This window comes from Thalassospira profundimaris (assembly GCF_003326675.1).
GTDB lineage: Bacteria > Pseudomonadota > Alphaproteobacteria > Rhodospirillales > Thalassospiraceae > Thalassospira > Thalassospira aquimaris.
Window position 1 is genome coordinate 437,357 of the sequence record NZ_JPWF01000001.1, and the last position, 12,684, is coordinate 450,040.

Below are 12,684 nucleotides of genomic sequence, written 5' to 3' on the forward strand. Positions count from 1 at the left end.
CCGATTTGCATCAAAGCCGGTCCGTTCATTCGGACCGGCTTTTTTGTGTTCAAGTTACGGGTTTCTTGGTAGAAAAATTCATCCCCACCATAGAGATTGCCACCATGCCCCAACTTGAAATCGAATATTCCGCCAAGCTTCCGATTGCTGATGAATTGCCGAAGCTGGCCGTTGATTTACACTATGTCGTTGCCCGCGAAGCCGACGCGGAGCTTGAGTCCTTCAAGACCCGGATTTCACCGCTGGAAAATGTGGTGATTGCCGATGGCAATGACAGTCACGCGATGGTGCATCTAGATATCCGGTTGCTGTCGGGGCGAAGCACTCAGATGAAATTTGCCACCGGTGAAGCAGCCCTTGCCGTGTTGCGCGATCGTCTGGAATGGCTGGTCGGTGATTATGCGGTGCAGTTTACCGTCGAAGTGCATGACCTTGATCGGGCCAATTACCACAAGCACGTGACGAAAACGCGTCAGGCCGTGGTCTGAGCCGTTACATCAAAAGGGCTTCGTGGATCGGATGATCCGGACCGTAACGATCATTCAGCAGTTTGATCAGTTCGCGCGAGAAGTCCTTGCCGGCATCAAGCAGGGATCGCAATTCGGCATCGTTGCGATCATGCGGGCCAACGCCATCAAGGCGTGCGCGCACTTCGGGGTCGGACAATTCGCGCAGGAAGCGGTCATAAAGATCAAGGGCAGGCAGGCTTTTTTCGCCAAATACGGTTTGTAAACGGGTGATTGGCGGCAGCTGTAAAAGTTCCGACAGTTTTTCCCGTTTTCCCGTGTAATCACGGCCTGCGGTTTCAGCAGCCGCAATAATGCCGCCGAAGTAAAGCATTTTTCGGGAAAAGACGAGTTTCAGTCGGCGCGGTGCCCATGCCTTGCTGGCATCGCCTTCGCGGGTTTTGATTTCAAAATCGACACTGATGGTCCGGTAATAACGGATCACGTCATTGACCAGAAAGCGCGCAATTGATTCCCGGGTTACGGATGTGGTGACGTAATTGGCAATCAGGTCATCAAAGAATTTGCGTTTGCCGGCCTCGTTATAAAGCCATTCGCATTCCAGAAGGAACAGCAGCCGCCGGGTGGTGATCGAGTTGGTATCGCCATCAAGACCGATGCGGTTCACCAGTTCTTCGGCGGTGACATAGGATGAAAACGGACCGTTTACCGCCGGTTTCTTGGTGACCATTTTGCCAAGGATATCGGCGACTTCCTGATGCGGGGCAAGATCACGTTCGGCTTCGCGCCCGATGATGAAGTAATCAAGGTCGGATTGATCGGATGCCTCGTGCCGTCCATAAGACCCTGTAACCACAACGCAAAAGTTATCCCCCGTCAGGCTGTTGCCCAACGCGCTGCGCATTTCCGCCAGACGTCTGGCGGAATAATCCTGATTGGTGGCAATGGTTGCAGGTAACAAGATCGGGACAGCCTCTTGGTACGACTCGTTGATTACCAACTATCTGCCTATAGGTTAAAGATTAATACCGCGTTTAACTGATATGGGGAGTGGTTGATTAAGGTGATTGACGCTGTTTGGGCAAAACCCCTACCTTATCGGCGTTTTCCGGCATCGGAAAATGCGCCCCACACTTCATTTCGAAAGATCCCCTTTTATGAATATCTCCGATCTGCCCTTTGGCACGACCGACTGGTCCAGTATCGAGCCAACCGAACATCGCGGCGAAACCGGGATGGCAACCTGGCGGACCTGCAATTTCGGTCCGATCCGGGTGCGGATGGTGCAATATTCAGCGGGCTATCTGGCCGATCACTGGTGTTCGAAGGGGCATATTTTACTGTGTCTTGAAGGCGAGCTTGTGACAGAGCTTGAAGATGGCCGGACTTATGCGTTGAAGCCGGGTATGAGCTATCAGGTGGCTGATAATGCCGAGGCACATCGTTCTTCAACCGAGACCGGCGCGACCCTGTTTGTGGTTGATTGATCTTTTATTACCTCGTTGCGACAAGGTATTGGCGGGGCCATCCGGCTGCCCCGCCTAACAGTTCTGGCCGATTGTGAGCGCCATCGTCGGTGAAGGATCGATAAGGCAGTCCCGGTTTCGGGGCTTGCGATGCCTACATCACAGCCCCGATTTGCCAGGGGACAAATTCCGCACTGCCAAAGCCGAGGGCCTCGCTTTTGCTTTTGGTGCCCGATGCAATTTCAAGGAACAGGTCGAATATTTCGCGACCTTTGTCTTCAATGGTGATCGCGCCATCGACAATGGTTCCGCAATTGATGTCCATGTCTTCGGACATGTTTTCATACATCGTGCTGTTGGTGGCAAGCTTGATGCAAGGGCTTGGCACATAGCCCGACACCGATCCGCGACCGGTTGTAAAGGCAATCAGGGTTGCGCCGCTTGCGATTTGACCGGTGACAGAACACGGGTCGTAGCCGGGGCTGTCCATGAAGACAAAGCCCTTGTTGGTGATGATCTGGCCGAACTCATAGACATCGGTCAGGGGGGCTGTGCCACCCTTGGCGACAGCACCCAGTGACTTTTCCAGAATCGTGGTCAAGCCACCCCGTTTGTTGCCGGGTGACGGGTTATTGTTCATTTCGCCGCCGCGCACCGATGTGTAGTTTTCCCACCATAAAATCCGGTCGACCAGTTTCTGGCCAACTTCGTCATTGATGGCGCGTCGGGTCAGAAGATGTTCTGCCCCGTATATTTCCGGGGTTTCCGACAGGATGGTGGTACCGCCGTGACGGACCAGCAAATCGGACGCATAGCCGAGTGCCGGATTGGCAGTAATGCCGGAATATCCATCCGATCCACCACATTGCAGACCAACAATCAGTTCGGATGCCGGTGCGCGCACCCGCTTGGCCTGATTGGCGCGCAGGGCCAGATCACGAACAATATCAACACCGCGTTCGACAGTTTGGCGTGTGCCGCCACTGTTCTGGATGGTCATGTAATGGAAATTGCCGTCATGACGCAGTTTTTCAGCACCCACAAGGTCTTCGACCTGCATTGCCTCGCAGCCCAGACCAACCAGGAGGATGCCGCCAAAGTTCGGATGTTTGGCATAGCCCGCAAGGGTGCGAAACAGGGTGTCATAACCCTCGTCATGGCGGCCCATGCCACATCCACTGCCATGAACGATTGGCACAATACCATCAACATTTTCAAGTTCGGCAAACCAGCCGGTCTTTTCCGCCTGTTCGGCAATGAAGCGCGCCACACTGCCCGAGCAATTCACCGATGTCAGAACACCGATATAGTTCCGGGTGCCAAAGCGCCCGTCACTGCGCGGATAGCCCATGAAAAACCGGTCGTCCGAAATGGGCGGCAAAGGTTTGGCGTCTTTGCTGAAATCGTAACTCTGGCGATGGTCGCTCATACCCAGATTGTGGGTATGAACATGATCGCCGGGTTTGATGTCCGCCGTTGCAACGCCGATGATCTGGCCATAGCGCAAAACAGATTGGCCGGTGGCAATTGGACGTATCGCAATTTTATGGCCACGTGTGACCGCGGCGTTCAGGGGGACAGAAATTTGCGAAAGTTCTGTCCCGGCTTTCAGGTCCGCCAGCGCAATTTCGACATTGTCGCCGGGATGCAACAGAATGCTGATGGGTGAAGATTGGGTCATTTGCATTTATCTTCGTGTTTTATTGCCGATAAAGAAGTTCAGGCAAGAACAGGGTGATCGAAGGCACATAGGTCAAAAGCAGCAACACAGCGATCAGCGGGATCAGGAACGGCATCGTGGCCTTGGCACAGCGTTCGAACGGAATGACTGATACCTTGGACAACACATAAAGCACCATGCCGATGGGCGGTGTCAGAAGACCGATCATCAGGTTGAGGATGACGATGATGCCAAGATGGATCGGGTCGATGCCAAGCTGCAACGAGACGGGCAGCAAGACCGGAACCAGAATGGAAATTGCAGCAATAGTTTCCATGAACAGGCCGATCACAAGCACGATCAGGGTAATGATCAGAAGGATCAGGGCCTTGTTCTGTGTCAGGCCAAGCAGTGTTTCAGAAAACACAACCGCGGCCTGATTGGCAGCAAGGATCCAGGCAAAGACACTTGCCGTTCCGACAATCAGCAAGATCGAGGCGGTGGTTTCGATGGTGTCGATCGAAACCCGGATCAACTTTTTCCAGCTTAGGGTCCGGTAAACCGCCATGCCCAGAAGGATGGCATAGCTTGCTGCGCAAACGGCGGCTTCGGTTGGGGTGAACATGCCCGATGCGATGCCACCAACAATGATGACCGGGGTCAGAAGCGGCAGAAAGGCGGTTTTGAAGGTCGAACCGACAAGCTTCGGGCTGAAGGCAACGTCACGCGGATAGTTGCGTTTACGCGCCATCCACCAGACCATGATCATCAGGGACAGGGCCATCAGAAGGCCCGGGATGATGCCCGCAACAAACAGTTCCCCGATTGAGACCGAGGCCATGACGCCAAAAATAACAAGCGGCAGCGAAGGCGGAATGATCGGGCCGATGGTCGAGGATGCGGCCGTGATGCCGACCGAAAAGTCATCATCATATCCGGCGTCACGCATGGCCTTGATTTCAATTGAACCAAGGCCGCCGGCGTCGGCAACAGCGGCACCCGACATGCCGGCAAACACAATACTGGCGCCGATATTCACATGGCCCAACCCACCGTGGGTCCAGCCGACAAGGGCGCGGGCAAAGGCAAAAATCCTGCTGGTGATACCGGCCGAGTTCATCAAACCGCCAGCGAGAATAAAGAACGGGATCGCCAAAAGCGGAAAGCTGTTCATGCCGTTGATCATGTTATGGAGCAGAACAACAGGCGGCATACCTTCGAGCAGGATATAAAGCAGCGAGGAAAGGCCAAGTGCCACGGCAATTGGCAAGCGCAGGGCGATCAGGACGACCAGCGATACCAGAAGAAGAATGAAACTCATCAGCGCGTTCTCCGCAGCAAAAGATAAATCTGGTAAAGATGGACCGCCAAAAGGACGCCAAGGGCCGCCAGGATCAATCCATAGAAGTAGTATTTGGGAAGCGGCAGAGAGACCATCTTTTGGTAGGAGGTCTTGGTCATCAGCTCATTCAGGGAATAGATGGCAAAGCCAAAGAAGCCCGACGACAGCAACAGTGCGACGAGTTTGAGCTTGGTCAGTCCCCGCCCGGCAAGTTTGTCGATAAATTCAAGGCGGATATGGCTGTCGACAAGCTGGCATTTTATCGCACCGACAAAGGCCAGAAGAATAAGCAGGTAACGTGCGACTTCCTCGGTCCAGGCCAGTGAGTCATTCAGGACGTAGCGGGTAAAGAATTGCAGGAACACCGTGACGAACAAAGCACAGAACACCAGTAAAGCCGGAAAGTCGGCCCAGGTGATGTTCAGGCGGAAGTTCGTTTCGGCTTCTTGTTGTTCCTGTTCCTTGAAAAGATCCCCGTTGATGTCGGACATTTTTGTCTCTCCGTTGGGCACGGGACATGGCGTAACCGGGGGAAAAGACTTCCCCCGGCCGGATTTGGGATGGAAAGATCAGGCAGAATTAGCCCTTGATCGCCTGCAGGCGTTCATAAATTTCCGGATCCCAAGGCATGTCGGCGCTTTTCAGGCGCGGGGCAATGACATCAATGAACGGACCACGATCAACCTTGTTGACGGTAACGCCCTGTGTGGTGAACCAGTCAGCCAGTTCGTTTTCGCTTTTGACGATTTCATCGGATGCGTGAATGCCGGCTTCCTGAAGGGTATCAAGCAACAGCTTCCCGTCTTCATCGCCCAGCTTCGACATGGTCGAAGGCGAAACCAGCATGATCAGCGAGTTGATGATATGGCCGGTCAGATTGATGTTTGACTGAACTTCATAGAACTTTTTGAACTTGATGGTCGGAAGCGGGTTTTCCTGCGCGTCAACGACACCTTGCTGCAAGGCAAGATAGACTTCGGAAAAGGCCATAGGTGTCGGGTTGGCACCGGTTTCCTTGGGGAACATCTGATAGGCCGGTGCATTGGGCGTACGGATTTTCAGGCCCTTCATATCCGCCGGGGTCAGGACCGGTTTGTTGGACGTGACATGGCGTGCGCCATAGTAAACAAGGCCTGCGATCTGGTTGCCGGTGACGTCGGTATATTCTTTGGACAATTCGGCAAACAGATCAGATTTGACGTAGTTCGACCAATGATCATAGCCGCGCAGGGCAAAGGGATAATCCGAGATCGAGATCGGCGGATAAGTCTGCCCGAGATAGGCAACACCGGTATAAATGATATCGATTGAACCAAGGGTCAGGGCTTCGTTGATGGCGGCTTCCTTGCCAAGCTGGGATGCCGGATAGACCTTGATTTCATAGCGCCCGTTTGTACGTTCCGAAAACAGCGAGGCGGCTTCAAGTGCGGCGCGGTGATAGGGGGTATCGACCTCGTAAACATGGCCGAATTTCAGGACTTCTTGCGCATTGGATGCCTGTGACATTCCAGCAAGAGTTGCAAAAGCCGTCAATCCCATCAGAAGCGTACGGGACAATTTCCGAGTGAACATTTAGTCCTCCTTGATTGTGGGTATTTTTATTTTTTGTTTTTCCACGTGATCTTAGGGAACAGTTGCCAATCACCTCAACTGTCTTTAATGCTTAAAAAACATCCATAAAGACAGGGGCTTTGGTGGCGCGTTCGGATCAGAAATTCAAGACAAGCTTCAATACCTGGCTTGATAGTGTGGCGGTCGGAAATTGCCCGGAATCCATATCCGGATTGGCAAGGTTGCTGGGGGTCAGCCGGACATTGGCGCGCAGTATCCTGCAACGTGCACGCGAGATCGGTCTTGTCGCCGAGGACAGGTTTCCGGTCGTGTTTTTGCGCAAGACGGCCAAGTCGGATTACTTTTCAAACGCCGATATCCGAAGCCTTGAAGAACAACTTGAAACCGATTTCATGATGTGGCTTCGAACCACACAACCACCCCCGGGCAGTCGCCTTCGCGAAGCGGTTCTGGCCCGTCAGTTCGGGGTTTCAAATACAACCATTCGAGAATTTTTGATCGGGCTAAGCCGGTTTGGTTTCATTCGCAAAGAACCACAGCGCAGCTGGATTCTGGAAGGCTTTACCGAGCAATATGCCCTTGAGCTGCATGAAGTGCGCCAGATGTTTGAAACACGCGCGATCAGTGCAGTATTTGCGATCCCCAAGGAAGCCCCGTTCTGGGGCAAGATGCTGCGTATTCGCTAGGAACATATTCAGTTACGCAAAGAGATCGATACCCGTTTTATCGAGTTTTCAGAACTTGATAGCCGATTTCACCGCACCCTTAATGCGGCAACGGGAAACCGGTTTATGGATGGTTTCCAGGATTCGATATCGCTGATTTTCCATTTCCATTACCGCTGGTCAAACAAGAACCAGGTTGAACGCATCATCCTTGCGATACGCGAACATCTTGAAATCATTGATGCGATTCTGGACCGGGATCAGGTCGGTGCGTTGCAGGCGCTTGAACGGCATCTTGGCACAGCAAACCAGACATTTGTCGCATCGATCCAGCGCGATTAGGCGGATCGAGACGGTGCCTAGTCAAACAGGCTGGCAGCAGCGGCCTGCTGGGCGGGATCGGTCAGGCTGCCGACGCGGCGCAGGAAGGAATGCTTTTCCTCGTAATAGCGTTTTGACAGATCGGCAAAACAGCGGACTTCGACATCCGTGTTGATGTGAAATTCGCGGCGGGGGACCTTGGCCTCGTTGAGGTCAAAGGTGCTGGCCGATGCACTGATCTGATGGTCAACCGCATCGGCAACGCCATCAAGCTCGATCCGGTTTTTCAGGCTGTGCAGAAACTTTTTGAAGGCGGGGTGGCTGTTAAGAAACGCCTTTTCGGTCAAAAGGAAGTCATCGGCGGCAAAGTCCGGTGCGTTTTTAACGACAAATTCGCGGCACAGATGATCGGTGGCAAAGCACATCGGCCCAAAAATGAAGTTGCGATAGATGTCTTCCTTGAGTTGCCAGAACTTATCAAGGCGCTTAAGCGAGTCCGCATCAAGTTTGACAGCAGCTTCAAGCAGCAGGCGCGGATGACAATGCACATGGTTGGGATGCACATAGGTTTTCGTGCGGCTGATCCCTTCGAGGGTATCGATATTGACCGGGCCGGAAAACAGGCTGGCATGCGGGTGGTTTGATTTCTTGGACAGAAGTGCGATCACTTCGTCGGGATCAACGTTGTGTTTGACCAGCAAATGATTGACCGACAGATCAAGCTGCACCTCGCCGGTGATGATCTGATTGGTCAATTGATGGTGGTTGCGGTTAAACCGCCGGGCAAATTCCGGTTCCAAAGTATGGGAAAACGGCCCGTGACCAATATCGTGCAGCAGGGCCGCAGCACCGAGCAAATCGCAATCGGCATCCGACAATCCCATCAGGCGGCAGTAACGCTGAGACAGCAAGGCAACGCCGATGGTGTGATCATAGCGCGAATGACGGATGTTGGCGGGTTTGCCGTTCGGATGGAACAGATAGTCAATCGCACCCAAAAACGAGATTTCGCGCAACCGTTCAAAGGCGTGCGATGCGATCAGTTTTTTATGCAGTGGGCGATCAAAAGCCGATGCGATCTGGGCGCGTTTGAAATGATAGTTATATTGCGGGACATCGCGAAACAGCAGTTCCCATTCGGCGATGTCATCGGCATTGAAATTGGTATCGAACAGATCGCCGATTTCCGGCCCCGGGTCTTTGGATGGCTTGGACGCGGCAGAATCTTTTTGCGGCGCGGCCGGTTTGGCTGCTGCGCGCGGTGCAAAAAGGTCTAGCTGCGGTTTGGGGCTCATCTTTGAAATGACGGGTATGTTGTGTCTGTTGTTAAAGCCAATATCGCAGACATAAACGGATTCAGTGCCCATGTCATTGCGGTTTTTCCACAGGCAAACCCCGTGAAACACGGCCCCAGACAAGGCTGTTGCCGAGATGATGCGAAACGGTGGTAAAAGCACCCTGTTTTCACCATAATAATAGCTCATAAACACAAACGGTTAACAACACGTGACACGGAACGTATCCGAGCAAGCTTCCAGACGGATTGGGGGAATGAAACAGGTGAGGGCATTTTTGCGCAACTTGCCCGAATGTCGGCTGTCTGCCCCTGTCCTGGGTGCGGTACTGGTATTATCAACGATGATTCCGGGGGCCGCATTGCATGCGCAGGAGAAATTTCGTGTCAATGCGACGGTTGAACCGGCCCCTGTCCCGACCGAGGGAATCGGTGCCACCATTTTCGGAAGCCTTGCCGGACTAAGTGATCGCGACTGGCTTGTTGTGGCCCTGGCGGCGGTATGTGGTGCGGCGATTGCCGGATGGATCGGTTGGCGCATGTCGCTTCGGGTGCGGCGTCATCTTGAAGAAGTCGAAGATCACGAACACGAACTGGCCGGTGAAACCGAGCTTTTCACCCATCTTTTGTTTGCGGGTCCCGATCCGGTTTATTACTGGAGCCGACAGGGCTTTGCCGAGGGGGCAAGCCCGTCACTGCGCCGCACGTTCCAGATGGGAACCGATGGCCGTTTCCCCGACTTGCTTGATCTGTTGCGCGACGAGGATGCCAAGGCGTTAAAGGAACGGGTTCGGAACCTTAAATCCGGGCATGAGCGGTTTGAACACTGGATAACGACCCTTGATGAACGCAAATTCCATGTCACCGGGATGGCCGCACGCAAGGATCGTTCAAGCGAGGTCCTGGCCCATGGATTGTGGTTCCGCGATGAAACCCGCCATACCCGCGAACGCGAAAGCCAGTTTGGTGATTTTCAAGTTTTAAAGCACGAGGTATCGGGCCTTCGGGTGTTGCTTGATAGCTTGCCGTTCCCGGTTTGGCGACGTGATAGTGAATTGCGCCTGATTGACTGTAATGCGGCCTATGCCGATGCGGTTGAACAGCCCAGCATCGAAGATGCATTGGCCAATCAGACCGAAATCGGTGCCGGGATCATTCCCGATCACGGCCGGTCGCTTGCCGCATCCGTGCAGCGCAATGGCGAAAGCCTGACACGCGATTATCACGTGGTGATCAGGGGGGATCGCAAATTGTTGCGCATTACCGAATCCCCGTCACGCGACAATAACGGCATTGAAAGCCTGATCGGGTTTGCGATTGATTGCACCCCGGTCGAAGAATTGCAGTCCGATCTTTCGCGCCATATCCGCGCCCATGCAGAGGTTCTTGAAAATCTGGGGACAGCTATTGCGGTTTATGGCGGGGATAAAGGCCTCATTTTCTTTAATACCGCCTTCACCAAGCTTTGGGATCTTGATGACGAATGGCTTTGGACCGAGCCGACCCATGATGATGTTTTGCGTCGTTTGCGCGACGAACGCAAATTGCCGGAAGTCACCGATTTTACCCAGTTCCGTAATGTCGAGAATCAGCGATTTACCGATCTTCTGAAACCCGAAGAAGATTTGATGCATCTGCCCAATGGCATGACCTTGCGGCGCTTTATCTCGCCCCATCCGTTTGGCGGGCTGATGTTTGTCTATGAGGATGTTACCGACAAGCTGGTTCTTGAAAGTTCCTATAACACCCTGATTGCTGTGCAGCGCGAGACGCTTGAAAGTCTGCATGAAGCAGTTGGCGTGATCAGTGGGGACGGTCGTTTGCGGCTTTATAACCATGGCTTTGCCGATGTCTGGGGGCTTGAAACCGCCTTCCTTGATGCTGCCCCGCATCTGGCCGAGGTCGTGGAAAAGGCCAAGGATTTCTGGCGCGAACGTGATGACTGGGACAAGTTCAAAAGCCGGATGGTTGCGCGTATCACCAATCACGAGCCAATGAATGGCCGTCTTGAACGGTCCGATAATACCATCATTGATTTTGCGATTGTGCCGCTGCCCGACGGGGCGGTGATGATGTCCTATATCGATGTCACCGATACCATCCGGGTTGAACGTGCCCTTCGTGAACGTAACGAGGCGCTGCGCACCGCCGATCAGATGAAGTCGGACTTTATTTCCACTGTGTCACGCGAACTGACCAAGCCGCTTGATCATATCAATGGCGAATCTGATCGATTGATCCCGCATCTGACCGGCAATGTGGCGCGTTCGGTCGAAACCATCCGGGCCGAGGCACAAAGCATGCTGGCGCTTGTTGATGATATGCGCGATCTGGCAACACTTGGATCGGGGCAGGTTGCCCTTGAACTTGATACGGTTGATCCGCGTCGTTTGTTACGTTCGCTGGAAGCCCTGACACGGGCCCGTCTGGCGGAGCTGAATGTTTCACTGCGCCTTTATTGTTCGCGCAATATTGGCTGGATGGTGGCCGATGAACGCCGTTTGAAACAGGCCTTGTTCATTCTGGTGACCAATGTGCTGCGCACCGCCCCCGAAGGCAGCGAGGTTTCGGTGGTAGCGCGTCGTCGCGGGGAAGATATTGAAATTTCGATATCGCTTTCCGATGAAGCCCCGCAACCGATGCTGTTTGAAGGGCTGCGCGATGGGGAATCGCCATCGGCCCGCCGTGCGCTTGGCATGGCGATGGTGCGTGCAGTGGTCGAAATCCATGGTGGCCGCGTCAAGGTCAGCCGCGATGGCCGCGAGATCGCCTGTATCCTTCCGGCGGGCGAGGAAAGCGATCTGGGTTAGATCGGGCAAGCATTCAGCTTATCGAAATGCAAAAAGGCGCTGATGACAGCGCCTTTTCTGTTTCAGGTATGCCGGAATGCGGATCAGACCGGATAGGGAACTTCCAGACCTTCGATAAAGGCATCGATGTTATCCAGTGCACGGAAACCCATGGCATTGCGGGTTTCAACCGTGGCCGAGCCCAGATGCGGCAGAAGGAACGTGTTTTTAAGATCACGATATGCCGGTTCGATATTCGGTTCACCTGCAAAGACATCAAGGCCGGCAGCCGTCAGTTTGCCCGATTTCAGGGCGGCGATCAGGTCGCCATCATTGACCACATCGCCGCGTGCCGTATTTACGATGATCGCGCCATCGGGCAGCTTGGCGATGAAGTCGGAATTGACCATGCCACGGGTTTCCGGGGTTGACGGGCAATGCAGGGACAGGAAATCACAATGGGGCAGCAGGTCATCGATGCTGCTGTGATAGGTCGCGCCATATTCCTGATCGGCAGGCAACTGACGTCGGTTGAAATAGTGGATTTCCATATCAAAACCACGCGCCCGTTTGGCAACTGCCTGACCAATACGGCCCATACCAACGATTCCAAGGCGTTTGCCGGTAACCTGTGTACCCATCAGGTGGGTCGGACGCCAGCTTGACCAGGTGGCGTTGCGAACTTCGGCTTCGCCTTCGCTGGCACGGCGTGCAGCACCCAGAATCAGAAGCCACGCGATATCAGCAGTCGCATCGGTCAAAACGCCCGGCGTGTTGCCGATAATCACGCCCTTTTTCTTGGCTGCGGCCAGATCGATATGATCGGTGCCCACCGAGAAGGTCGCGACGATTTTGACACTGTCAGAAAGTTCTTCAAAGAAGGTCGCGTCAATCGGATCGCCAACCGAAACAAGGGCAGCATCCGCACCATGACAAAGGGCCAGGATTTCATTGCGTGACAGCGGGTCGTCGCCTTCCTGTGTGCGGATGTCATAGCTTTCCGCCGCACGTTTTGCGACGGCTTCGGGCAATTGGCGGGTGACGGCAAGGACGGGCTTCATTTTTGGTTTTCTCCCTGATGAGGATGATTTTTCAAATTGTTATAAAA

12 protein-coding genes are annotated in these 12,684 nt (G+C 53.8%); 5 read left to right on the forward strand and 7 right to left on the reverse strand.

Features of this window, described 5'->3' with window-relative positions; translation table 11 throughout:
- Window positions 1-104: 104 nt before the first annotated feature.
- Complete coding sequence (locus tag TH19_RS02105) at window positions 105-488, forward strand: 5-carboxymethyl-2-hydroxymuconate Delta-isomerase (RefSeq protein ID WP_114100645.1); 384 nt, start codon at window positions 105-107, stop codon at window positions 486-488.
- A 4-nt stretch (window positions 489-492) separates the two neighbouring features.
- Here the strand turns inward: TH19_RS02105 and TH19_RS02110 are convergent, their stop codons facing one another.
- Entirely contained in the window at window positions 493-1,428 is a 936-nt protein-coding gene (locus TH19_RS02110) for a DUF294 nucleotidyltransferase-like domain-containing protein (protein WP_114100781.1), read from the reverse strand.
- 196 nt (window positions 1,429-1,624) lie between these two features.
- Between TH19_RS02110 and TH19_RS02115 the strand changes: the two genes are divergently transcribed.
- Window positions 1,625-1,954, forward strand: a complete 330-nt coding sequence (locus tag TH19_RS02115) for a DHCW motif cupin fold protein (protein ID WP_114100646.1) — start codon at window positions 1,625-1,627, stop codon at window positions 1,952-1,954.
- Window positions 1,955-2,087: 133 nt separating this feature from the next.
- On the opposite strand, the gene TH19_RS02120 is transcribed toward TH19_RS02115, so the two are convergent.
- The 4 genes from TH19_RS02120 to TH19_RS02135 all read right to left on the reverse strand — a co-directional run bounded on the left by TH19_RS02120 (window position 2,088) and on the right by TH19_RS02135 (window position 6,507).
- The gene (locus TH19_RS02120; protein WP_114100782.1) at window positions 2,088-3,614 is read right to left on the reverse strand and encodes a UxaA family hydrolase; all 1,527 of its coding nucleotides are present in this window, start codon (window positions 3,612-3,614) and stop codon (window positions 2,088-2,090) included.
- Between the two features lie 19 nt (window positions 3,615-3,633).
- Window positions 3,634-4,914: a TRAP transporter large permease gene (locus TH19_RS02125; RefSeq protein WP_114100647.1), complete on the reverse strand. Its 1,281-nt coding sequence runs from the start codon at window positions 4,912-4,914 to the stop codon at window positions 3,634-3,636.
- Complete coding sequence (locus tag TH19_RS02130; protein ID WP_114100648.1) at window positions 4,914-5,426, reverse strand: TRAP transporter small permease; 513 nt, start codon at window positions 5,424-5,426, stop codon at window positions 4,914-4,916. Before TH19_RS02130 ends, TH19_RS02125 begins: the two co-directional genes overlap by 1 nt.
- Before the next feature lie 88 nt (window positions 5,427-5,514).
- Window positions 5,515-6,507, reverse strand: a complete 993-nt coding sequence (locus TH19_RS02135; protein WP_114100649.1) for a sialic acid TRAP transporter substrate-binding protein SiaP — start codon at window positions 6,505-6,507, stop codon at window positions 5,515-5,517.
- 122 nt (window positions 6,508-6,629) lie between these two features.
- Between TH19_RS02135 and TH19_RS02140 the strand changes: the two genes are divergently transcribed.
- Together TH19_RS02140 and TH19_RS02145 are read left to right on the forward strand one after the other, a co-directional pair.
- Window positions 6,630-7,193 (forward strand): GntR family transcriptional regulator, encoded by a 564-nt coding sequence (locus TH19_RS02140; protein ID WP_147250694.1) that lies wholly within the window; start codon window positions 6,630-6,632, stop codon window positions 7,191-7,193.
- 24 nt (window positions 7,194-7,217) lie between these two features.
- Window positions 7,218-7,514 carry an FCD domain-containing protein gene (locus tag TH19_RS02145; protein WP_347403078.1) on the forward strand — a complete coding sequence of 99 codons (297 nt, stop codon included), beginning with the start codon at window positions 7,218-7,220 and terminating at the stop codon, window positions 7,512-7,514.
- 17 nt (window positions 7,515-7,531) lie between these two features.
- Here TH19_RS02145 and TH19_RS02150 read toward each other — a convergent pair whose 3' ends face one another.
- Window positions 7,532-8,788, reverse strand: a complete 1,257-nt coding sequence (locus TH19_RS02150) for an HD domain-containing protein (protein WP_114100783.1) — start codon at window positions 8,786-8,788, stop codon at window positions 7,532-7,534.
- Between the two features lie 256 nt (window positions 8,789-9,044).
- On the opposite strand from TH19_RS02150, the gene TH19_RS02155 reads away from it, so the two are divergent.
- The gene (locus tag TH19_RS02155) at window positions 9,045-11,597 is read left to right on the forward strand and encodes a sensor histidine kinase (protein WP_258547788.1); all 2,553 of its coding nucleotides are present in this window, start codon (window positions 9,045-9,047) and stop codon (window positions 11,595-11,597) included.
- Window positions 11,598-11,680: 83 nt separating this feature from the next.
- On the opposite strand, the gene TH19_RS02160 is transcribed toward TH19_RS02155, so the two are convergent.
- Window positions 11,681-12,637, reverse strand: a complete 957-nt coding sequence (locus tag TH19_RS02160; RefSeq protein ID WP_114100652.1) for a 2-hydroxyacid dehydrogenase — start codon at window positions 12,635-12,637, stop codon at window positions 11,681-11,683.
- Between the last annotated feature and the right edge of the window lie 47 nt (window positions 12,638-12,684).

Excerpts from the sequence above, each read along its gene's own strand:
- TH19_RS02120 (WP_114100782.1), bottom strand. The coding sequence starts at position 3,614 with ATGACCCAATCTTCACCCATCAGCATTCTGTTGCATCCCGGCGACAAT.
- TH19_RS02160 (WP_114100652.1), bottom strand. The coding sequence starts at position 12,637 with ATGAAGCCCGTCCTTGCCGTCACCCGCCAATTGCCCGAAGCCGTCGCA.
- TH19_RS02115 (WP_114100646.1), top strand. The coding sequence starts at position 1,625 with ATGAATATCTCCGATCTGCCCTTTGGCACGACCGACTGGTCCAGTATC.
- TH19_RS02150 (WP_114100783.1), bottom strand. The coding sequence starts at position 8,788 with ATGAGCCCCAAACCGCAGCTAGACCTTTTTGCACCGCGCGCAGCAGCC.
- TH19_RS02135 (WP_114100649.1), bottom strand. The coding sequence starts at position 6,507 with ATGTTCACTCGGAAATTGTCCCGTACGCTTCTGATGGGATTGACGGCT.
- TH19_RS02105 (WP_114100645.1), top strand. The coding sequence starts at position 105 with ATGCCCCAACTTGAAATCGAATATTCCGCCAAGCTTCCGATTGCTGAT.
- TH19_RS02125 (WP_114100647.1), bottom strand. The coding sequence starts at position 4,914 with ATGAGTTTCATTCTTCTTCTGGTATCGCTGGTCGTCCTGATCGCCCTG.
- TH19_RS02155 (WP_258547788.1), top strand. The coding sequence starts at position 9,045 with ATGAAACAGGTGAGGGCATTTTTGCGCAACTTGCCCGAATGTCGGCTG.
- TH19_RS02130 (WP_114100648.1), bottom strand. The coding sequence starts at position 5,426 with ATGTCCGACATCAACGGGGATCTTTTCAAGGAACAGGAACAACAAGAA.